Origin of the sequence: Candidatus Paracaedibacter acanthamoebae (genome assembly GCF_000742835.1) — a bacterium.
GTDB lineage: Bacteria > Pseudomonadota > Alphaproteobacteria > Paracaedibacterales > Paracaedibacteraceae > Paracaedibacter > Paracaedibacter acanthamoebae.
On sequence record NZ_CP008941.1, the window covers coordinates 28046 to 50691 of the forward strand.

22 protein-coding genes and 1 pseudogene are annotated in these 22646 nt (G+C 43.4%); 9 read left to right on the forward strand and 14 right to left on the reverse strand.

The window, feature by feature from the left end; genetic code table 11:
• Position 1: 1 nt before the first annotated feature.
• From ID47_RS00100 to ID47_RS13580, 6 genes are all read left to right on the forward strand, one after another.
• Positions 2-265 (forward strand): hypothetical protein, encoded by a 264-nt coding sequence (locus tag ID47_RS00100; RefSeq protein ID WP_051908276.1) that lies wholly within the window; start codon positions 2-4, stop codon positions 263-265.
• Positions 266-578: 313 nt separating this feature from the next.
• Entirely contained in the window at positions 579-1616 is a 1038-nt protein-coding gene (locus tag ID47_RS12535; protein ID WP_051908277.1) for an HNH endonuclease, read from the forward strand.
• A 10-nt stretch (positions 1617-1626) separates the two neighbouring features.
• Positions 1627-2028: a hypothetical protein gene (locus ID47_RS00110; RefSeq protein WP_038462622.1), complete on the forward strand. Its 402-nt coding sequence runs from the start codon at positions 1627-1629 to the stop codon at positions 2026-2028.
• Between the two features lie 283 nt (positions 2029-2311).
• Positions 2312-4909, forward strand: a complete 2598-nt coding sequence (locus ID47_RS00115; RefSeq protein WP_038462624.1) for a DUF637 domain-containing protein — start codon at positions 2312-2314, stop codon at positions 4907-4909.
• 4 nt (positions 4910-4913) lie between these two features.
• Positions 4914-5294 carry a hypothetical protein gene (locus tag ID47_RS00120; protein WP_038462626.1) on the forward strand — a complete coding sequence of 127 codons (381 nt, stop codon included), beginning with the start codon at positions 4914-4916 and terminating at the stop codon, positions 5292-5294.
• A 242-nt stretch (positions 5295-5536) separates the two neighbouring features.
• Positions 5537-5668, forward strand: coding sequence for a hypothetical protein (locus ID47_RS13580; protein ID WP_269516646.1), 132 nt, complete (start codon positions 5537-5539; stop codon positions 5666-5668).
• A 169-nt stretch (positions 5669-5837) separates the two neighbouring features.
• On the opposite strand, the gene ID47_RS00125 is transcribed toward ID47_RS13580, so the two are convergent.
• Positions 5838-6935 (reverse strand): ISAs1 family transposase, encoded by a 1098-nt coding sequence (locus ID47_RS00125; protein ID WP_038462597.1) that lies wholly within the window; start codon positions 6933-6935, stop codon positions 5838-5840.
• Positions 6936-7084: 149 nt separating this feature from the next.
• Between ID47_RS00125 and ID47_RS00130 the strand changes: the two genes are divergently transcribed.
• Together ID47_RS00130 and ID47_RS00135 are read left to right on the forward strand one after the other, a co-directional pair.
• A complete protein-coding gene (locus ID47_RS00130; protein WP_038462628.1) occupies positions 7085-7390 on the forward strand; it encodes a hypothetical protein in 306 nt (101 codons plus the stop codon).
• Between the two features lie 8 nt (positions 7391-7398).
• The gene (locus ID47_RS00135) at positions 7399-8292 is read left to right on the forward strand and encodes a hypothetical protein (protein WP_038462630.1); all 894 of its coding nucleotides are present in this window, start codon (positions 7399-7401) and stop codon (positions 8290-8292) included.
• 114 nt (positions 8293-8406) lie between these two features.
• Here the strand turns inward: ID47_RS00135 and ID47_RS00140 are convergent, their stop codons facing one another.
• The 11 genes and pseudogenes from ID47_RS00140 to ID47_RS00190 all read right to left on the reverse strand — a co-directional run bounded on the left by ID47_RS00140 (position 8407) and on the right by ID47_RS00190 (position 20881).
• Complete coding sequence (locus tag ID47_RS00140) at positions 8407-9156, reverse strand: flagellar basal body L-ring protein FlgH (protein WP_038462633.1); 750 nt, start codon at positions 9154-9156, stop codon at positions 8407-8409.
• A gap of 2 nt (positions 9157-9158) precedes the next feature.
• Positions 9159-9860 (reverse strand): flagellar basal body P-ring formation chaperone FlgA, encoded by a 702-nt coding sequence (flgA, locus tag ID47_RS00145; protein ID WP_038462635.1) that lies wholly within the window; start codon positions 9858-9860, stop codon positions 9159-9161.
• Between the two features lie 14 nt (positions 9861-9874).
• Positions 9875-10672, reverse strand: a complete 798-nt coding sequence (gene flgG, locus ID47_RS00150) for a flagellar basal-body rod protein FlgG (protein ID WP_038462639.1) — start codon at positions 10670-10672, stop codon at positions 9875-9877.
• A gap of 27 nt (positions 10673-10699) precedes the next feature.
• Entirely contained in the window at positions 10700-11431 is a 732-nt protein-coding gene (locus tag ID47_RS00155; RefSeq protein ID WP_038462641.1) for a flagellar hook-basal body complex protein, read from the reverse strand.
• Between the two features lie 57 nt (positions 11432-11488).
• Positions 11489-13564, reverse strand: coding sequence for an excinuclease ABC subunit UvrB (uvrB, locus tag ID47_RS00160; RefSeq protein ID WP_038462644.1), 2076 nt, complete (start codon positions 13562-13564; stop codon positions 11489-11491).
• Between the two features lie 228 nt (positions 13565-13792).
• Complete coding sequence (locus tag ID47_RS00165) at positions 13793-14548, reverse strand: hypothetical protein (RefSeq protein WP_038462646.1); 756 nt, start codon at positions 14546-14548, stop codon at positions 13793-13795.
• 137 nt (positions 14549-14685) lie between these two features.
• A pseudogene (locus tag ID47_RS13770) lies at positions 14686-16274 on the reverse strand (ABC transporter ATP-binding protein).
• Complete coding sequence (locus tag ID47_RS00175; protein WP_038462648.1) at positions 16271-17299, reverse strand: ABC transporter permease; 1029 nt, start codon at positions 17297-17299, stop codon at positions 16271-16273. The pseudogene ID47_RS13770 and the gene ID47_RS00175 overlap by 4 nt, the downstream one beginning before the upstream one ends.
• Before the next feature lie 3 nt (positions 17300-17302).
• Entirely contained in the window at positions 17303-18397 is a 1095-nt protein-coding gene (locus ID47_RS00180; RefSeq protein WP_038462651.1) for a microcin C ABC transporter permease YejB, read from the reverse strand.
• Positions 18398-18407: 10 nt separating this feature from the next.
• Entirely contained in the window at positions 18408-20360 is a 1953-nt protein-coding gene (locus ID47_RS00185; protein ID WP_156956592.1) for an extracellular solute-binding protein, read from the reverse strand.
• Positions 20361-20365: 5 nt separating this feature from the next.
• Positions 20366-20881, reverse strand: a complete 516-nt coding sequence (locus tag ID47_RS00190) for a c-type cytochrome (RefSeq protein WP_038462654.1) — start codon at positions 20879-20881, stop codon at positions 20366-20368.
• A gap of 267 nt (positions 20882-21148) precedes the next feature.
• Between ID47_RS00190 and ID47_RS00195 the strand changes: the two genes are divergently transcribed.
• Positions 21149-21892 (forward strand): 3-deoxy-manno-octulosonate cytidylyltransferase, encoded by a 744-nt coding sequence (locus ID47_RS00195; protein WP_038462656.1) that lies wholly within the window; start codon positions 21149-21151, stop codon positions 21890-21892.
• Positions 21893-22047: 155 nt separating this feature from the next.
• Here ID47_RS00195 and ID47_RS00200 read toward each other — a convergent pair whose 3' ends face one another.
• Entirely contained in the window at positions 22048-22419 is a 372-nt protein-coding gene (locus tag ID47_RS00200) for a gamma-butyrobetaine hydroxylase family protein (RefSeq protein WP_038462658.1), read from the reverse strand.
• Complete coding sequence (locus ID47_RS00205; protein ID WP_038462660.1) at positions 22416-22643, reverse strand: Trm112 family protein; 228 nt, start codon at positions 22641-22643, stop codon at positions 22416-22418. Before ID47_RS00205 ends, ID47_RS00200 begins: the two co-directional genes overlap by 4 nt.
• Between the last annotated feature and the right edge of the window lie 3 nt (positions 22644-22646).

The window sequence follows — 22646 nt, forward strand, 5'->3', positions numbered from 1 at the left end:
AATGGATTTTAAAATAATTAAACGTGTTTTTTTGAACGACACTCAAGGCGCAATTAAAACCAAACATATGGTTTATGGAAAAGTGATGACGAAACCCTATCAATTGCAGATTATACAGTATCCTGGAGAGAAGAATGTATATCTCTTCTATTGCGATAAGGAAGGGCATGAAATTACCGATTCCTTTCATGAAAATATCCAAGATGCCATGTCTCAAGCGGAATGGGAGTTTGATATTAGAGAAAGCGATTGGGAGGATGGATAGGAGTTAATCTATGACTCCTCTAAATTCAAAATAATCTATAAGAATCTTACTATTTAAAGTGGATTGGTCTACTCTACTATAAAGCTTTCTCTGAACAATAAATTTTTACTTCTTTTGTGGTAGGAGGAAGAATAAAGGGAAAGAGAGCGATTTAACTCCAAAGCGATGTTCAAAATTAACACAGACTTCTAAGGGTGCATTCAGGGAATGTTATTGTTAAACCTATGATCAGCGTGCTCCAGAATTTGCAGGGAGAAGCGCCAAAGGTATTGGTAAAACTGTTGCGAAAGGCTTACAGAAAACTTCTAAATTAGTGACGAGAAGCCGCCTTGTTGAGGGATTAGATTTAGCGAGCGCCAGTCGGCCTCAAGGATCCCAGTTTATCCATCAACAATATGGTAGAAGCTCTCATGTCCATAACACCTTGTCAAAAATAGCCAATGAGAACCGAGCTCCTTTCACAGCTCAGCGATCAGCTAATGCGAATCGCATCCATGAAGATATGAGAGTGGTGGCGAATGGCGGAGCAGTACATAATTCGACGCCAAGCCTTTCTAATGCTCCTCGGATGTCAAGTGGTAGTAGCAGCGGTGGTAATCCTTCTACCAGGGTTGGGCCAAGTTCGAGCTCAAGCAGTCAGGGGACTTCATCCAGCACGAGACAGGGAGCAAATGGGGGCACCACTCGAGGAGACACCTCGATGGGTCGTAATCTCATCACCGGTGAGCTGGAACCAAAAGGGAAGGGAGTGGTAAGAAATAACCACCATGTGTCTGAGAGTATACCAAAGGCTGCCAATGAGAGACCGTCTTCAAATTCAGGAGTTTCTACAACTCGTATGTCTATTGAAGAGTTTATTGAGCGCACAACTTCAGGTTCTGGTTCTAGTAATCAAGGAATTTATAATCCTCATCAATGGCGCCACCATTTAGAAAGTCAATATGGTGCTGAAAATGTATCGTCATCGACATTACCGAAGCAGGGCTCCCGAGGAAGTAAAATGTCGGGCCAAAGATACCAAGAATCTCAAATTATTTATGATCAGCGAGGAAATCCAAATTTTACTCCACTCATGAAATATGAGACTTATCTAGCTGTAGAACAGTTTTATGGAAAAAGTGCTCGTGCACAAATGCGGGCATCGACTCGAAACTTGCGTGCAGACATACAATCAGGCACAATAAATGCTACAACTTTTACGCTAGAGCAATTAGCGGCTATCAATGCCGGAAAGGCAAAAATTCCAGGTATGACTTGGCACCATGATCAACAGGCTAGACGTATGCAGCTAATACCAACAAAAATTCATAAAGAGGTACCGCATATTGGTAGTACCTCATTATCTAAATAGAGTATATAAAATGAAAGATAAGGATATTTTTAAAGAGTTTGATTTTGTAATGAGCGCAAAATATGCAGGTGCAATTACTTTTGAAGATTTAAAGGAATGGATATATTTTAAGTTAAAAATAAATGATTATGAATTACCAACTTTTATGTTTGAGATTCTTGAAGCAGAAAAATTTTATGATATTCCAACTGAGTTAACTCGCCTTATTTTAAATCATTGTCAAGGAGAGTTTACTCAAACTGAACATAGAGCTTTGTACGGTATAGCTTATAAACGCGGCTTTTATTCAAAAGAAAATCCCTGCGAATTATGCACAGAAAAAACAGCCTTAAAGAATCTTGAGAAAAATCCTCATATTCTTGAGCGATTTAAGCAAACTTTTCCCTTTATAAAGTTAGAAAGGACTGAGTAATCTTGGTCTAACTTATTTCTTTCTTGAAGATTCTTGACTTACTATAGGAGGCTGTTGAAGCCTCCTTTCTCCTTTAAATCTCCTCTCAAAAATCTAAAGTTGAACAAACGCCGACGTTGTTAACGTCACGGCTGTCACTGGTACTATTACCGCCACCAATCCGACCTTTGAAGCGATTGAAACGAACCTCAAAGCCCTCGAAGGACTGGTCTCCATTCTGTTGGGTGTGAACAATCATTGCTTTAGCTCAATGAAAAGCAGTAACAGTTCTGTGTGGAACCGCATGGGCCAACGCACGGAAGAGCATACAACCTATGCGCGACCGAAGTTCATCGGCACTGTCAATATTGAATCCCGCGAAAGCTTAGTGCAATTGGTCGACGGTCAAGCCAATGCGTTCTTTGACCATATCAAGCAACAGGGTGGCGTGCTGGAGAAGAAATTCTTAGCGGAACTGCACAAGAGTGAGTATAAAAAGGTCCAGGGTCCGGGCCAAGCGCTGATGGCCGTGATCGCTGTTGCTGTGTCCATTGTGACCTGTGGGGCGGGGGCGGCGCTTGCAACCGGCAGCACATTCTTGGCTGGCAATGCGACGGCCATTGCGATGCTGGATGTGGCTGTCAGTTCGGTGGCAACCCAGTTTACCGTCGGCACCCTGCAGAATGGCGGTAATTTCCTTAAAGGTGCCAAGACCCTTGTGAATAAAGACTATATTCGCTCCTTGGGGGTCTCTCTTGTCACGGCAGGGATTACTGCTAAAATTGGCGGTGCGTATGGCATTCAAAAGCCAGACGCTAACTTTATCAAAATCGCAAGCAATCCTCAATTGTTGGCGGCCCACTTCCAGTACAATTTATTGAACCAAACGGTGAACACAGCCGTTCGCACAACGCTTGGCAAGGAAAGCTTTAAGGGGGCGCTGGCTGAAGGGGCTAAATCTGTTGCGGTGGATACGGCAGCGGCGTTTGCCGCCAACAAGATCGGGCAATGGTATGCTAAGGGGGAAGTTAATCCTCTCGAGCAGAAAGCCCTGCATTTTGGAGTTGGATTCAGTATGGGCTTAGCAGCGCATGGCCGAGTGGATGAAGCTTTAACAGCGGGGGGTGCGGCGGTTCTATCCGAGACAATGGCCGAAGGCATTGTAGGCGATCATGAGTCTCTAACCGAGCAAGCAAGACAGGATGTTCAACAGGAAGGCAGGCCTTTAACCCAAGAGAATATCGACAAGGCTTCTCAGGTCCGCCGGCAAAAGGCAGCAAACTGGGCCAAGCTTGGTACAGCTGTGACAGCGTTGGCAACCCGTACCAATGTTGATGTTGCCGTCCGCGCAGCCACCAATGCGGTTGAGAATAATTTCCTGACCACCAGCGTCTTATATGGCAGGTCGGATGATGCATTTGCCGAGATGTTTGAGAGAAATCTTGAGGAAGAGGAAAAACGGGGCAAAGACGATAAAGGGCCAGAGACAGAAGAGCGGGGTCGCAGCCGAGAGCGTGATCCTCGGTCTCATCAGAGTAAAAGCCAAAGTCCTCCGCGACGGGCCGATGCTAGCTTTGAAAAGTTTAACCGCATGGTATCTGGAAGCCGCGACGCTCTATATGACGGCCAAAAGCGTTTCAGGAACGGTGAGCGGACTATGGAAACCTTCTTAAAGGCTCACGGTGCTGATTGGCTTGATACCTTTGGGTATGCAGTAAAAGGTGCAGATTTTCTGACTGGTGGAGCAGTTTCTCAGGCTGGAAAATTGATGGGAGATATTTCTGAAGGAGCGAATACTAAAATCCGTCGGAATGTACGAGAACTGACGGGGAATCAATATTGGGCTCAAGAGGCAGGCGACTATGCGACATTCTTAGGCTCCTTTTTCGTTCCGGGGCCGGCAGCAGCCGCTAAAGCGACTCAACTTCTTACGATGGGTAAAATAGCTAGCGCCACGGCGAAGTTAGTCAGGCGTATCCGAATGGCTGACGCGCTGGATTTAGCAGGGATCAGCCAGGCTCCCACCTCCAAGTTTATTTATCAACAGTATGGCAAGAGCCAGCCTATCAAGAAGACATTGACTCGGATAGCAAATGAAAACCGAGCTCCTTTTACAGCTCAGAGGTCGGCTAATGCGAATCGTTTTTATGACGAGATGCGAGCCGTGGCGAATGGCAGCACAGTCCATCAGTCGACGCCAAGCCTCTCTCATGCGCCTCGGATGTCCAGTGGTAGTAGCAGCGGCGGTAATCCTTCTACCAGGGTTGGGGCAAGTTCTACTTTCAGCTCCAGTAGTCAAGGTTCTGCCTCCAGCATGAGACAGGGAGCGAACGGGGGCAGTATGCGAGGAGACACCTCGCTGGGTCGTAATCTCATCACCGGTGAGCTGGAACCAAAAGGGAAGGGGAAAGCAGTCGTAAGGTCCTCGGATCAGCCTAAAGCTGCTAAGAATAGCTCAGCACCAAAAATTACCCGCGATCATGATCGTATTGCCCATGATAATTATTATACACGAAAGGGTGAAAGGACCCAGCAGTTAGATTGGCAGAAGCAGATTAAGAATGCCCAACCTGCTGATTATACCAAGCATACTAAAGCTAGAACATCTGAAGAAGCTAAACGGATGAGTGCGAGTGGCGAAGGACATGCACAATATTTGCCAGATTTTAATCGGATAGAATTGGAGGTAGCAGGATTAAAAAAGGGAACTTTAGTGAAGCGAGATGGAAGTAAAGGCGCTGATTTTTATATCTATAAATTTAATGATGTAATAGGCTACAATAATGGTCAGCCTACCCAATGGATAAGGGTTGAATTAACTAAAACGGGTAAACCAGAATATCATGGTCATCCCATTTTAGAAGCTACAGCGAAACAATATTTAAAGAAGTCGGAGAGTTAGAGATATGGTAACTATTCACTCAAAAGATTTAAAATTGCAACCATTAGCTATCCCAAGAGGATTTAATGTAATATATAATTTCTTCTTTGAAGTTTTAGATCAAGGTCGACCTATATATTTTGAGGATGATCCTGATTACCCTTTTCCCTATGAACTCTATAGGTCTATGCTGTTTCAAGTGCTCCATGAATATTATCAGCTTCTAGTAGATCTAGGATGGGGACCTGATGGTGAACCTGAGGGCGCTTTCTATATAACAATAATCCGAGCTGACGATAAGCATTGGGAACACCCCCTCGTAAAATTTTCTTCGCGCAATAAGGATGAGATCGTAGCTAAACTTAATGAATTAATGCTTGCCGTTTCAAATGGAGAGATTAGTTAAATTATTACTATATCGCGATGCTAATTTAAGCGTCTCCCTAATTATAGTATGATCCTTATCCAAACTGTTTTCTTCTAATAGAATTAGTTTCTTTAACCATAAAATACCCTGTGAAAAACGGGGTATTTTAATTTTAGGTTTCCTCTCTCCTCAAATTTAACTTTCCTCCTTTATCCATTCCCGTTCCCACCCGTGTTGCAGTGCAAAATATTCTCAAAATTTACAGTGGTCAGAGTGTGATCATGATCGGCGCGCAAACCGATTCCGGCGTGATGACGCATATTAAGGCGCTAGCGGATATTATTGATGTGCCGGTTGAGCTTCTTGCTCAACGGGTAGATCAGGGCAATTGCATGAAAGGTTTAGGAACTTAGGCAGTTTTCTGGTTAGGATAAAAATAATCTCTGTTATTACTAAAAATTCTATGATGATTTCTAAATATTAATATTGGAGGTCTATAATTTGTATTTTAGGCTCTCTTAACGTACCATAAGCGCCGCCTAAAAAGCTTACACCCGCTTTACTTAATAGAAGGCCTTGTTTTTACACGAGTAAACTCAACAAATAGGCAGTATCCCAACTAGCTTTTTTCAGTTTTCCCCGTAAACTACCCTTGGTATGACCATCCTTGGACCGAATAATATTTAAGCTCATACGTTTAAGAATAGCAAAAGCCTTGGCACTTTGGCGTTCAGCTTTACGATCCTCGTCTTCTTTCAAATGCACATCCAAAACCCAGTGAAGCTTATTTTCAACACTCCAATGATTGCGGATATAGTCAGGAAGTTGTTGATGGTTGGCTGGATGACTTGAAAGATAATAGCGCCATTGAGCCGTAACATGAGTAGAACTGTTAGGGTGCGAGAAGATTGTTTCAACAGCAATAACGCTCTTTAAACCTGACCACTCTTTTGCTTGTTCAAGATGACTAATATCATAACCGAAGTAGCGTCGTCGGACCAATCGTCCATGGCCTTCATCAAAACCATCATGGAGTTTAGTATCGCAAGAAGGTCCTTGATCTGCTATATATTGTTCAATGGTTTGATATAATTTAGGATGATTCTTTTTTAAAGCTAAAACATAATCACCTTTTTGCTCTTGGATTTGGCTTGCTATCGTTTTTTGGCAACCAGCAGCGTCAATACTGACGGTTGCCCCTTTTAAGTCTAGCGTGTTCAATAATAAAGGAATTGCTGTTATTTCGTTGGATTTCTTGTCTACATCTTTTTCTGCCAATACAAGACCTTTCTCATGACACCAGGCGCTTAAGGAATGAAGACAGTTTAAATCCTTACGCTTACTCGACCGCAAGGTTTTCCCGTCGATCGCTATATGGTTAGCATTATGAGCTCCCATTATTTGATCTGCGTGAGTCCTTAAGAGGATCTCCAGGCATTCTGGGCGAAGCAGTGTAAAGATTCTTCTAAAAGTCCAAGCAGAAGGGATTCCATTATCGAAAGAAATGTACTTTGACAGCCATGCTTGTTTTGTTTGCCCGAACAGCGCTACATCATCCCATGTCTGCGCCCCCGATAAGACAGCGCATAAGGTTGTAAAAAGGATACTGCTTAAATTATGCTGGATTTTCCAGGAATCACGAGGGTCTTCAACTTCCTCTATAAATCTTATGATATCCAAAACTTTAAACTTTTTCTTGGGGCTTTTGTCTTTTTCTACAAAATTATTACCTTTTTAATACTGTTTTTTTCATGCAATTGCCCTGACGGGTAGATCACTACTTTAGTCGTAAGAAAAAAGGTCACATTCAAACCAATACGTCAACGGCTGTGGCGTCTCACCATACCACACGCGGGCGATTTGTTGAGGAAGCCGGCCATAATCTCATTGCACAAAAGACCGCGGTTGAGGCGCGTCAAATTGATATGGTCGCCGGCAACAATGTTGAGTTTCGAGATGCTCATGATAGCGTCACAATTCAAGGGACTATCACTGGTAAGGGCTCGTTCGGTAAGAAAAAGAAATGCCAGTTCACGGAACAAACCCAGACATCCTTTGGGGTGACTCTTAAAGCCGACGTTGTTAACGTCACGGCTGTCACCGGCACTATTATCGCCACCAATCCGCATCATTAACAGTCTTATTGCTGCAACTACCGGACCAAGTCCGGCAAGCGCCAGGCGTAGCATTTGAGAGTTTAACAAATCTTATCCTTATAAATAATCAGTGGGCAAAAGACACCTTTTCTCTTTTGTTGGAAAGTAGTAATAATAATATTCGTTCCAACGCTGGCTGCTATTTAGAATATCTTATCCTAATGCATAACAATCAGTGGGCAAAAGATAAACTTATGGCTATTTTATCAAGTCCGCACGACCATGTGAGGACGATAGCTGCCAAGATTTTAAGAGTTCTTGTTCAGTGTAAAAATTCCTGGGGAACATATATGCTTATGAGTCTGCTTGAAACGCCCCAGGAGCCTATACGTTCTATGGTCAGGGAAATTTTAGGTCTTTTGATCATTTCTTTTTCGGAATTAGCAGAAAATATGGTTATTGGTTTCTCTGAAAGCTCTTCAAGCGAAATTCGAGAGATAGCAGTAGATGCTTTAGGAGTTGTTAGACGAATTGGAGCTAAGAGCAAAATAGGGGGCGGCGACCAGTACATGAGTAAGGGGAAAGAAATGATTATGGATCTTTATAATAGCCCTCTTAAGGAAGCACGAGCCACAGCAGGAGCAATTTTTGAAAAGCTTGTGGAGGGGGATGATAAATGGGCAAGAGAGGAGGTTAAAAAATTGGCTAAAAATTATGACATGGAAAAAAGAGAGATAGCAGCTGGTGTATTAAGTCTTAGTGCTCAAAGCGATAACTCCTGGGCCAAATTAATCATTACTATACTTGCTAAAGAGACCCGCTCTCATGCAAGGCAGACAGCCGCAGCAGCTTTAGGGAAACTTTTGCAAATAATGATAAATGGGCAAGCGATAAAATTAATAAGTTTGCTGAGAGCGATAAAAAGGAAGAAAAAGAGATAGCAGAGGAGGCTTTAAAAGTTAAGGCGGCAACTCATACTCAGTCTTTTTAAATTGCTTCAGAACTTTGGGGGTGCCAGCAATACTATGTTGATTGGTATCACCATTCTTGGGTTGTTAGAACGGTGACACCTTATTCAGCACTTCCATACCCCATGGGGTTGAGTTTGCGTCGCTCACTTGGCCTGTTGTGGTGCGGGAAATTCGGGCCTCGGCAATTTTTGTATAGTCAATGGTGTTGCTTGAGGAAATATCTTCCCGTCGCACAATTCCTTTTAAATCGATCACGGCAAGTTCTCCACGATCCCGCACTTCTTGCCTGCCTTGGATAACAAGATTGCCATTGGGTAAGACTTCGATAATTGAGGCTGCCATTTTAAAATTCAGCACACTGTCGTATTGGGTTGTGCCCTTCGTTTTCATTTCTGGTTTAAAGTTATAGTCTATTAAAGAGGTTTTATCCACTTGGGCCGGAAATACTTTCTTAATCTTATCTTCATACCCAAACACATTGTTCAAGCTTCCAACGGTTTGTTTAACCTCCCGCTGGGTTTCAACTTTAGCGTCTAATTTTGATTTGTGCTCAATAAGAGCTTTTACCGTTAATATATCCCCCACGCGAGAGGCCCGTTGATCCTTAAAAAAGGCACGTGAGCCTGTTTGCCAAAGGGAGCTATTATTTTGTGAGGGAGCCTCAGGTGCCGGCATTGGCATCGTCACAGGTTTATAATCGAAAACCAGCGTTGGGTTTTGGATCTGACTCATATCCGGTGGATCCCCGACTTGCGATAACCGTTCCGCTAAATTACAGCCTGACAAACTCGCCATAATTGTGGTGAGGAAAAGGGTATTGGGTATTTTACTCATTCTTAAAATTCCACCGGCTTAATTTCTGCTTTTTGGAAACCAACAACACGCGCTTGGATCGTTTTATTGCCATTCATCGTTTTAAAGCGGGTCATTTCTCCGATGGCGGCATCTTTTTCCGCAATGGCCGTTGTTTTTAATATCATACTGTCAGACCTATAAGCAATGGTGACAGCGTCACCTCGTTTCACGACAATCGGCGCGCGGACATCCTGGCGATTCAACGGTTGGCCGGGTTGCAGGACGCGATTTTTTGCAGTTTGTCCGATTAAATCTTCTGCTTTAAGAATAAAATTCTGAGATAGGCGGCTACTGGGCAATTTATTCCACGTAATATCGGATGCTTCAATAATATCGCCCGGTGTAATGACGCGTGCGAGGGTCGGTACCTTGCTCAAGGGTTCAATTTTACCTGCAATCATCTTGAGAGGCGTCCGCTTATCACCATTGGCGATCGTCAAAATTGCTTGAAAGTTTTTTTGATCAGCAGCAAAGTGAACTTCCTCTAAGGTTAGCGTATCCTCATCCGCCTCGTGGGGGATAGAGATCTTATTTGGGATAAGATTGACATTAAAGTCCCCTGAAAAATTCACTTTATCTTGCAAATGGGTTTTAAGAGCATTTGTTACGTCTAATGTCGAAAAAGGTGTAGGGGCAGCCCAGACTTGAGCAATTAAAAAGGTACTGATGATTAGAGTTTTCATGTTAGTTCTCCTGATTAGTTGATCATCCGGATGCTGGCATCAAACATAGCATCGCTGGTGGTAATAACCTTTGTTAGTTGTTCATAAGCATGTTGGATTTTGATCAAATCGGTAATTTCTTCGACTGAGTTAACGTTTGACCCTTCTCGATATCCCTGCAAAATTGTGCCATTACCTTGAAGGCCAGGATTGGCTATTTGGGGTGTCCCTGACCCATCACTTTCGAGAAAAATATTCTTTCCCATAGCACGGAGACCATTCTGATTGATAAAACGAACAATTTGAAGTTGGCCTGCATTTTGGAAGTTAGTTTGTCCTGCTAATTTTATCGATATAATGCCATCAGGGGAAATTTGGACATCTGTGGCATCAATCGGAATTGTAATATTAGGAATTAAAGGATAGCCGTCAATGGTGACAAGTTGGCCAGTTTGAGGGTCCCTTTGAAATGTTGCTGTTCGAGTATATCCATTCGTCCCATCCGGCAAGAGGACTTGGTAGAAACCTTCGCCCATAATGGCAATATCGAGAGCTTCCCCTGTTGAAATAGGATCCCCCCCTTCAAAGGATCGATAAATACCCGCTGCCTTAACCCCCAAACCAATCGGTAAACCTAAAGCGGCAATTGTGTTATTGGATGTTTGGGCGCCGGCTAGAACTTTATCCTGATAACCTAGATCCTGAGCCACCAGATATTGACGTTTAAAGCTATCGACACCTTGAGAGGCTAAGTTTTGCGATTTTACGGCGATATTGGTTTCTTGTAGATGCAAACCGGTTTTTGCGATATTGAGAGCATTATTTAAAGACATAGAGCAAACTCCAATTTAATTAAATTTTCACATTCCAGATCTGGATGAAATGTTAATAACGCTACTTATGAATGCATAACTTTCTTTTAATAGCTTTTCGGCTTGTTCGTAACGGCGCTGGATTTCCATTAATTTAACAGTTTCTTCGATCGGATTTACATTTGATTCCATAAGGTATCCTTGGTGGATCGTCGCATTTTCACTCAGAAGCAAAGCGTCGGTGGGTAGGTAATATCCATCTTTCGTATACCGAAGCGTTTTTTTATCCGCAACGGTGAAAACTCCAATATGAGCAATCACGCCGTTTTGGTTACTGACGGCACCTTTGGGGCTGATATTAACAAATTTTGAGTCAACCGGAATTGTGATAGGTCCGCCACCGTTAGACAAGAGAGCTTCGCCGGACGGCCCTACTATTGTTCCCTCAGCACTGAGGCGGAATTGACCATTTTGGGTTAATCTCCCCCCTTCCACTTGGAAGAACCCATCCCCGGAAACTGCGATATCATAGGTATTGCCAGTTGGCTTTAAGGCGCCTGGTGAAAAGTCATGGTTAAGATTCATCAGCGTCACATACGACACGTCGCCATTAGCGGAATTTTGATATTTCGCTTCGATGGATTCTGCGAAAACGCGCTTGAACCCACTCGTGACGCTGTTGGCTAAATTTGAAGCGGTTGCTTCTAATTGTGGCCATAAGGTCTCCTGAAGAGAAAGGGCAACTGTTGCTGACCGTTGAACTGGAACACTGAGAACCATGCTTTTGACTCCTTATTGCTGTCACCGCAAAGGTAGCAATAAGTGTGCCAAGTGGGTTTAGCGACGTCTCTTTCCGCGTGGTTGGGGTTTAGGGGCATGGGGGGACGTAATGCCAAGTTGTTGGGCCTCAAGCCGTTTCAATTCATCGCGTAGACGGGCCGCTTCTTCAAATTCAAGGTTAGAGGCAGCGTCTCGCATCCGTTTGTCAATCTCTTTTATATAAGACTGCAGATTCCGCCCAGCCATTTCTTTTGACTCTGTATCAATTTCAACAGTCATCGAATCGGCAGCATAGACGCTTTGCAGAACGTCTTTAATGCTTTTCTTAACCGATTCAGGGGTGATCCCATGAGCCGTATTGTAGGCTTGTTGCTTTTCGCGACGGCGATTGGTTTCGGAAAAGGCTTCTTGCATGGATTTTGTGATCCGATCTGCATAGAGAATGACGCGACCGTTCACATTACGCGCTGCACGACCAATGGTTTGAATTAAGGAGGTTCTAGAGCGTAAATATCCTTCCTTATCCGCATCCAGGATAACGACCAAGCCACATTCAGGGATATCGAGACCTTCACGCAGCAAGTTAATTCCAATCAGGACATCAAAGGCCCCTAATCTTAAATCGCGAATGATTTCCACCCGCTCCAAAACTTCAATATCAGAATGCATATAACGGACTTTAAGATCCGCGTCATTCAAGTAATCACTGAGAGCTTCTGCCATTTTTTTTGTGAGAGTTGTCACCAACACACGCATGCCTTGGTTAACGACAGCTTTACACTCAGCAATTAAGTCATCAATTTGATGCTCTGTGGGACGAACAATGCAAACAGGGTCAATCAAGCCCGTGGGACGGATGATTTGCTCGGCAAAGACGCCGTGTGTTTTTTCCAATTCCCAGGTGCTTGGAGTGGCTGACACGAAGACGGTTTGGGGACGTAAGGCTTCCCATTCTTCAAATTTTAGTGGACGGTTATCGGCGCAAGAGGGGAGGCGAAATCCATACTCACTGAGGGTTTGCTTGCGGGCTCGGTCACCCTTGTACATTCCATTCAATTGCGGCACGGTGACGTGGCTTTCATCGAGGATGAGAAGCGCATCCTTGGGTAGATATTCAAACAAGGTGGGGGGAGCTTCGCCGGGAGCCCGACCCGTTAGATAGCGAGAATAGTTTTCAATACCAGGACATGTACCGGTGGCCGCCATCATCTCAATATCAAATTTGATACGTTGTTCAAGGCGTTGAGCTTCGAGCAATTTATTTTGATCTTGAAATTCTTTGAGTCGTTGTTTCAACTCAATGTCTATTTTTCTAATAGCCTGCTCTATGGTCGGACCGGGTGTAACGTAGTGGCTGTTGGCAAAGACCCGAATTTGTTCCAGTTGAGCAAATTTTTCACCGGTCAAAGCATCCATTTCGGTGATAGCTTCGATTTCATCCCCAAAAAAGCTAATGCGCCAGGCCCGGTCTTCATAGTGAGAAGGAAATACTTCCAACACATCCCCGCGGACTCGGAAAGTCCCGCGGACAAAGGATAAATCGTTCCGCTTATATTGAATCTGGATCAGTTTGCGGATGAGATCATTGCGTTCAATATATTGCCCCACTTTTAAGGGGATAATCATACCACTATAGGTTTCGAGACCGCCAATACCATAAATGCAAGAGACACTGGCAACAATGATCACATCCCGGCGTTCCAATAAAGCTCGGGTTGCTGAGTGCCGCATGCGATCAATTTGTTCATTGATCGATGCTTCTTTTTCAACATAGGTATCGGTGCGCGGCACATAGGCTTCTGGCTGATAGTAATCATAATAGGATACAAAGTATTCCACCGCATTATGGGGGAAGAATTCTTTCATTTCCGCATAAAGCTGGGCTGCTAACGTTTTATTGGGCGCCAGCACCAAGGTCGGTTTTTGTGTGTTAGCGATGACATGAGCCATTGTAAATGTTTTACCAGATCCCGTGACGCCCAGCAAAACTTGATCTTTTTCCCCTTTGAGCACCCCTTCTGTTAGGTCTTTTATGGCCTGAGGCTGATCACCGGCGGGCTGAAACTCTGAAACAACCTTAAGGGGGGAGGATTTAACAAATTCTTTGTCGTAAAGTAATGGCTGGAGAAGCATAACTTAACAATCTCCTCTTGAAGGGGGTGTTCTATTTTCTTTAATAAGAGGGTGTAAAAATTAGTATAAGTAGTCGTTAAAATACCCTTTAATAAATACAATATATATCAAAATTTTCTTAGCAAAGGGGAAAGTTTCTTCAAAATTATTTTTTAATTAATTCGGCTAAGTCTGTTCAAGCTCATACACATGCTTTGCCGAATTAATTAAATTGTTAAGCAATTATTTTTAAAGTTGATTTAATGCATCCAGTAAAGTTTTCATTTTTATGGACAGAGTAGAATCGGGGGATTTGCTTGCATTTTGTAGAACAGTAAGTTCCTCGTTTAAGCGCAGCATTGTAGCTTGTGCTGTTTTCAGTTTTTCCTGACTGCGATTAAATGGTAGAAAATATGTTTTTCCTGCTTCAGCCTGCCGCATTCCCTTATTGGATATAATATCAGCTTCTTTAACTTCGCATTTACTGGCCAATCGTTTTACAAAATTTTGGAAAGATTCATTTGATTGAGAAAGGTTGCTATTACTGATTAAAGAAAATTTTTGTAGTTCTTCAAAGAAAAATTTTTCTACGTCCTTCTGTTGAGGGGATGTTAAATTATTTTTTATCCGTTGAAGATCAGTAATGAAGAGTTGGGTTTGGGCGGTAAGAAATTTTGTGAGGCTATTTTGGGCCTCTTTGGCAGAGGCAGTTAATATGCTTAATTGTACTTTATGGGCTTGTATTTCTGCTTGCTTTCCCTGAATTGGTGTGGTCTTAAGCACCTGGCCATCTCTTATCTTAACGGATGCAACCGGCGTTACCTTTTCCGAGATATCCAAATATACTTGCTCTTTTTGTTCATCTGAAAGAGCTAGAAAATATTGTTGTTGGGCTTCAGGAGCAGGCATGCTTAACAGCTTATTTATATCGGCTGTTGAATCATATTTTTCCATAGCCATGACACTTGACGATAAGAGCGATAAAATCATTAATTTTTTAAACATTGGATTAACCTTAGATTTGTTTTTACTATATTACCCCCTCATGATATGGAAGAGGTTGTTTTAATTTGCAACAAAAATTTTTATTACAGTCTTAATATAATAAATTGTTTTTTATTAAATTATTACTGTTTATATTTTTATCGGCCAAAGGCCGCGTTCATTAGTTTTTTTGCATAATCCGATTGGGGGTTGGCGACAATTTGATCCGTTGGTCCTTGTTCAACGACTTTGCCATTCTTCATCACCATAATACGATGGCTCATGGCTTTGATGACTTTAAGATCATGGCTAATAAACAAATAGGACAGAGTATATTTTTTCTGTAGGGTGCGTAATAAATCGATAACGTCAGCTTGAATCGATCGATCCAGCGCTGAGGTGGGCTCATCCAACACTAATACTTCAGGCTTAAGGATTAAGGCGCGGGCTATCGCAATGCGCTGCCGTTGTCCGCCAGAAAATTCATGGGGATAGCGATGGCGAACGTCTTCAGAAAGGCCAACTTCTTTGAGGATAGAGATAACTTCTTGTTCAATCTCTTGGGGAGATAATTGAGAATGAACCTCTAAGCCTTCGGCAATAATTTGGCTGATCGATAAGCGCGGGTTTAAAGAACTAAACGGGTCTTGAAAAATGATTTGCAATTGATTTCTTAAGGGACGCATTTGCTTCATGGTTAGCGATTCGATCGCTTGGCCACAGAAAACAATTTTACCTGTGCTGGGGAGCAATCGCAGCAAAGAATAAACAAGTGTACTTTTGCCGCTGCCACTTTCTCCCACAATACCGACCGTCTCTCCCCGTTTAAGCGTTAATGAGACATCGTTGACAGCTTTAAAAAGAGTCGGTTTTGCCAGAACCAGGGCGCGGACCGTTTGAATCCCACCTCAATATTCTGTGCCTGCATCACGATTTCTTCATGCGGCGTCGTCAAGGGAGACCCAGATGGTTCAGCTGCAATCAAGGCTTGAGTATAGGGATGCTGTGGGGCGTGAAGGATCTTGTGGGTTGTGTCGCTTTCAACAATCTCACCATGCTTCATGACAGCAATAGAGTTGGCAATTTTGGCAACCATATTTAAGTCGTGGCTAATTAACAGCAATCCCATGTTGAATTGACTCTGCAGGGATTGAATTAAATGGATAATGCCTGCTTGAATAGTAACATCTAACGCTGTGGTGGGCTCGTCAGCAATCAAGAGTTTAGGCTCGCAAGCCAACGCCATAGCAATCATAACTCGTTGCCGTTGTCCGCCTGAGAGTTGGTGAGGATAAGCCTCGAGGCGATCCTTACCATCGGCAAATCCAACCAGATTTAAAAGTTCAATAACGCGACTGTGCGCTTGTTTGACTGTTAATTTTTTATGGATGATTAAGGATTCTGCAATTTGCTGCTCAATCGTGTGTAGCGGATTGAGGGCCGTCATAGGCTCTTGGAAAATCATGCCAATTTGATTGCCGCGATACTGGCGTAAGAAATCTTCGCCACCATTGAGTAATTCTTGACCTTCAAATTGAATGGATCCCGATGGGTGATTAGCCATAGGATAAGGTAAGAGCCCCATAATGGAGAGAGCACTAACAGATTTTCCGGATCCGCTTTCCCCCACCAGCGCTAAAGTTTTTCCTTGTTCTAAGGAAAAGGACACATGGCGGACAGCATCGACGGCTGCAGCCCCATGCGGACTGAAACGAACACTTAAATCTTTAACAGCTAATAAAGTCATGAGGCCACTACCTTTCGGGCATCAAAGGCATCGCGAATTGCCTCTCCAATAAATACCAAGAGACTTAAGATCAAAGCGAGGGAGGTAAACCCAGCCATCACCAACCATGTCGCATTCACATTATTTTTACCCTGAGTAATCAATTCTCCTAAGGACGGAGAGCCCGGTGGCAGCCCAAATCCTAAAAAGTCAAGAGAGGTCAGGGTCGTAATAGACGCGTTAATAATAAAGGGTAAATAAGTAATGGTTGCAACCATCGCATTGGGTAAAATGTGGCGATGCATAATGCTGATATTTGAGACACCGAGGGCTTCGGCGGCGCGGACATAATCGAGGGAGCGCGTGCGGAAAAATTCGGCACGCACCACGGCAACGAGATTCATCCAACCGAACAAGAGCATGATACCCAGCAACCACCAAAAATTAGGTTGCACCATGCTTGATAAAATCATCAGAAGATAAAGAATCGGCAGGCCCGACCAAATTTCAATAAATCGTTGCACATAGAGATCAATTTTGCCACCAAAATATCCTTGGAGCCCGCCAACTGTGATACCGATGACCATGGCAAAAAAGGTTAAAATTAATCCAAACCAAATGGAAATACGCGTGCCATAAATTAATCGTGCCAACAAATCGCGCCCTTGATCATCAGTCCCCAGCCAGTTGTCCGAGGAAGGCGGTGCTGGGGCTGGAACGGTAAGATCATAATTAACGGTGTCAAAACTATAGGGAATTAAGGGAAATAGATACCATCCCTTGGCGGAAATGAGGTCTTTGACGACCGGATCCCTATAATTGGTTTCTGTTTCAAACACGCCTCCCCAGTGAGTCTCGGGATAATTTTTCAAAACAGGGCTATAAAGGTGTCCGTCAAAATAAACTAACAAAGGCTTATCATTGGCGATAAATTCTGCACATGTTGTGACTAAGAAGATAAAGGCAAAGATAATTAGCGAATAAAAGCCGCGGCGATTTTTTTTGAATTGAGCTAAACGACGTTGTGTCAGTGGTGTTAAAGCCATCCTTTACCCCCGACTCGCTGTTAAATCAATGCGTCGATCAACGAGCATATAAGTTAAGTCGCCAATCAACTGTAGAACCATTCCAATCAGTGTGTAAATAAATAAGGTACCGAACATCAAAGGGTAATCACGACTTAAAGCTGCTTCGAACCCCATATACCCCAGCCCATCGAGCGAGAATAAAAATTCAATTAAAAGAGAGGAGGTAAAGAAGATATGAATGAAGGCAGCCGGAAAACCTGCAATCACAATTAACATCGCATTGCGGAAAACATGGCCGTAAAGCACAGATTTTTCTGATACTCCCTTAGCGCGCGCTGTTAAAACATAGTGTTTATTGATCTCTTCAATAAACGAATTTTTAGTCAGGAGGGTCAGTTTAGCAAATCCCCCAATAACCATTGCTGTGATCGGTAGAACCATATGCCACAGATAATCCGTAATTTTGTGAAACCATCCAAATTCTGCCCATCCTTCTGATATCAACCCTTTAAGAGGGAACCATGTAAAATAGCTGCCGCCAGCAAAAAATAGGATGAGGAAAAGAGCAAATAGAAAACTGGGAATTGCATACCCTATAACAATGACGGCACTCGTCCACATGTCAAAGCGGCTGCCATCCCGAACGGCTTTGCGAATGCCAAGCGGAATAGAAATCAGATAGATCAGTAAGGTTGTCCACAGTCCGAGGGAAATTGATACGGGGAGTTTCTGCTGAATTAAAGTAATAACAGGTGTATCTCGGAAATAGCTTTTGCCAAAGTCTAGCCGGCTATAATCCTTAATCATTTTGAAAAAGCGTTCGTGGGCAGGCTTGTCAAATCCAAATTGTATTTCCAGTTCCTTGATAAATTCTGGATCAATGCCTTGAGCCCCGCGGTAGATAGAGTCATTGCCAGCCATTTGATCAAATTGTTTACCCATATCAGAGCTGCCGCCAAGACGAGACTCTGCATCGCCAGCTTGGCCGCGAACTTTGGAAATAATCTGTTCGATCGGACCGCCTGGTGCTGATTGCACAATAACAAAATTGATCAACATGATCCCCAGTAAGGTCGGGATAATCAGTAAGAGTCTTTTGAGAATATACGAGGCCATAGGACTCCTATTAACTTAACATTTTTTGGAGACGCTCCCAAACTGTGCTTAGGAAGTTCCGGTTTGAAGGTGTCTCACTTTTGTCTAACAGCGCTTGCGCTTTAGTCGCATCATACCACCAGGTCTGAATATTGAAAGGGTTAAATTTCGAAGACACTTTAGGGTGGCCAAATTTATCCCAATAAGCCACCAGCAGAGAGCCTTTATGCCACGCTGGAATCATATAAAATCCCCAAAGAAGGAGTCGATCCAGCGCGCGGGCGCGATGGCAAAGTTGGAGGTAAGAGTCTGATTGGACTAATTTTTCAATAACCTCATCAATGGCTGGGTTGTTAATACCGGCAAAATTGCGAGAGCCCGGCACATCCGCCTTGCTCGAGCCAAAGAAATCCCGTTGTTCGTTGCCTAGAGAGTTACTTTGAGGAATAAGGTCCACAATCATATCAAAGCTTTTATTCTCAACACGTTGGGTATAAGCTGCTTTATCGATTGACCGCACGACGGCCGTGATGCCAATTCGCTCAAGCGTTGATACATAATGCATACAGATCTTTTCGTTTGATTGATCATCAATCAAAATCTCAAAGGTAAAGGGAGTATTAGTTTCCTTATGAACCATTCGCCCCTCGTTGATATGCCAGCCCGCTTGATCAAACAGTTGAATGGCGCGGCTCATCGTGGTTCGTAATTCGGTATGAATTTTAGGATCTGGCAAACCAAATTTTTCGGTGAATACGCGCTCAGGAATTTGGCCTTTCAACGGCGTTAAAATTTCAAGCTCCATCTCAGAAGGTAAGTCGTGCGCCGCAAAACAAGAGTTAGGGAAATAACTGAGGTTGCGGTTATAGGCACTGTAGAACAGCCGCTTATTAAGCCAGCCAAAATCATAAATGATTGTTAATGCTTCGCGAACTCTCATATCGTGAAACTTGGGATGGCGGATATTAAAGAAAAAACCGTAGGTTGGTTCTGTCCGGTCATGAAAGAGTTCTTCGCGAATGACGCATCCCTTATTAGCGGCGGGAAAGTTATAGGCTGTATTCCAATTTTTAATGCTGTTTTCAGCGCGAATATCAATTCTGCCGCTTTTAAAAGCTTCCAATTGAGAGTTTGAATCCAAGAAAAACTCATAATGGATTTCATCAAAATTATTTGCGCCGAGCTGACTGGGTAAATCTGCGCCCCACCAGTTTTTTACCCGTTCATACGTAATACTTCGTCCTGGTTCCATGGATTTAATTTTATAAGGACCACTGGACGGTGGAATTTCTAAGGAGGTCGACCCAAAATCTACTTTTTCATAGAAATGTTTGGGTAAAATATAAATCTGCCCTAAAATAAGGGGCAATTCAGCGTTTTTAGTGTCGTCTAAATAAAATTTAACTTGGTAAGTCCCAAGTTTTTCCGCTTTTTTAACATTTTTGTAATAGGTGCGGAATAGAGGGCTGCCCTTGTCTTTTAATATGTTGAAAGACCAGATGACTGTCTCTGCCGTAATTTTCACCCCATCATCAAATTGGGCTTTAGGATTGATATTAAAAATCACATAATTGCGATCCGCGGCAATTTCAATACTCTGTGCCCCAAAGGCATAACACTCGCCGGCCCGATCTTGAGTTTCGCTCATCAAATTGGATAAAGTTAAACCAACCCCTGCTGGATAATCCCCTCGAACAATAAAGGGATTCAAGCTGTTAAATGTCCCTAAGGCACTCAGGGTCAATCGTCCGCCTTTTGGCGCCTCTGGGTTTACATAATCATAGTGTTTGAACCCATCTGGATATTTAAGCTCTCCAAAAACAGAAAAACCCTGAGCTTTGGTTAACTCAGCAGAAGGGGAAGGAGAGGAGGACGCTTTTTTTTGCGCAGATAAGGAAGTGGGAGCGACTGCTAAAATAGCCGCAATAGCTAAACCCCTTAAGAGATTTAGCTGTTTATGCTTTAGAGAGTTTTTCACGATCACCAAGCTTAACCCTTAAGTGTTTGAAGATAGGCAATGAGATCGGCGCGGTCTTCATCTTTTTTCAGACCAGGAAACGACATCTTGGTGCCGTTGAGGAAATCTTTTGGTTTGTGAATGAATTTATTGATGGTTTCCTCATCCCAATTGCCACCCAATTCTTTCATTGCTTTGGAGTAAGCAAATTCTGTGCTGCCGCGCGCGCGCCCGACGATACCCCACAGATCTGGGCCGGTCGGCAAGGCAGCTGCCCCTTTTGTGAAGACATGGCACTGGGCGCAAACTTTTTTGGCAATAGCAGCACCATTTTCAATGTTCGCTTTGGCCAACAAAGGCATGATGGGCGCTAGCTCTTGGACTTGCGCTGCAACACCATTGCCCGCAGGAGCTACATCAATATCGATAATGTTTTTTTCTAATTTATCTCGGTGCAGCAATCCCTCACCGATGAGACTGCCAAGCATTGATACAATGAGAGCAAATAGTATAGCGCCCGCAACTTTATTAAACTCAAAGCTATTCATAATTTTCCAGAAATTTTAGCTATCATTGTTACAATTATAATCGCAATTAATTCTGTTTGCCAATGGGGATGTGAAGGCGATCCATAAAATTTGAGCGCCTTTTTGACGGCAAGATTTTCGCAGGTAGCTTTGTGTTGGGAGAGGAAAATACCAAAGCCACGATGAAGGCACCTGGGATTATCTAAAAAACTGGTGTTTGAAGGACGATGGGTATATATATTGGGTATATATAACCGATAAGATAACTACCTCTTTAAAGTGTCCCATATGTCGCGATCTATTATTATTATTCCTGCTCGCATGGCCTCCAGCCGTTTGCCAAACAAACCCTTGGCCGATATTCAAGGCAAACCTATGATTGTAAGGGTGATGGAGCAAGCTCAAAAAGCTAACTTAGGCCCTGTCATCGTGGCTTGCTGTGGTTCAGAAATTGCTGCTGTCGTTCGGCAAGCCGGTGGTATTGCTATAGAAACAGATCCTGATTTACCTTCGGGGAGCGATCGGATTGTAGAAGCCTTGCGACATTATGACCCAGAAGGGGTTTATGAGACGGTTATCAATTTGCAAGGGGATTTGCCAACCGTTGATCCTCATCTTATCCAAGCGTCTCTAGCTCCTTTAGCAGATCCCACTATTGATATTGCGACCTTATGTTGTAAGATCCGCGATACTAATGAAGTAGGAAACCCTAATGTGGTTAAAATCGCAACCTCAGCGTGGGTTGAGCACGGAGGGATTGTTATCAGTCGGGGGGTTTATTTCAGCCGATTAGCGATTCCGGCGAATGCTCAAACGCACTATCATCATATTGGAATTTATACTTATCGGCGTGCTGCCCTTGAACGTTTCGTCTCTTTACCACCGTCCTATTTAGAAACAACTGAGAAGCTTGAGCAGTTGCGCGCTCTCGAAGCGGGAATGCGTATTGGTGTCGTGTTGGTCGACGGCATGCCTCAAAGTGTGGATACGCCGGAAGATTTGGCACGCGTGTGTATAGCCCAACCCGCATAAGTTCATCAATTTTCGTGGCTGATTTTTGGGTCATTTTCGTCCCTTTAAAAACTTTGATGGCAGCCAGCGAGCCGCTGTTTTTAAAGCTTGAACATAGGCCCCCCAACCAGAAGCCATAAAATGTATCTATTTTGTCCTGATTTAACGAGAGAAGACTAGCGCGAAAGGCCAAGGGTCTTAACCATCTCTAAATAACGGCTCCAATTTTCATTTTTTTTGCATCCAAGTTCATGCAGATAGGACCAGCTATAAATGCCGGTGGAATGGTTATCACTAAAATGGATGCGAATGGCGTAATTACCAACGGACTCAACGGTTCGAATGCCAACGGTTTTGCATCCTCCCAAGGTTCTTTTTTGGCTGGCTCCATGCCCCTGCACTTCGGCAGAGGGACTTTCAACCCTTAGATATTCTGCGCTAAAGCTAAAATGGTTGCCATCATCAAACTCGACCTCCAGGGCATTTTCTTTTTGCAAGAGACGAATATTGGTGGGCCAAGGCTTGTTGGCAAAATCAGAACGGCTCATGTGTCCCCCTTCGTGGTAAAGAGATCTCTGAGTTCGCTCGCTTTAGTTTCATCGATGATTTCGGCTTCATCAATCAGCATAATCGGGACGCCTTTAAGAATGGGATAGGCAAGACCGGCAGCTTCACTGATTAATCGATTGTTTTGGCGATCATAGAGGAGGGTAGTCTTGGTCAGAGGACAGACTAATATTTCTAAAAGTTTTGGATCAACGGCAATGTCCATCGC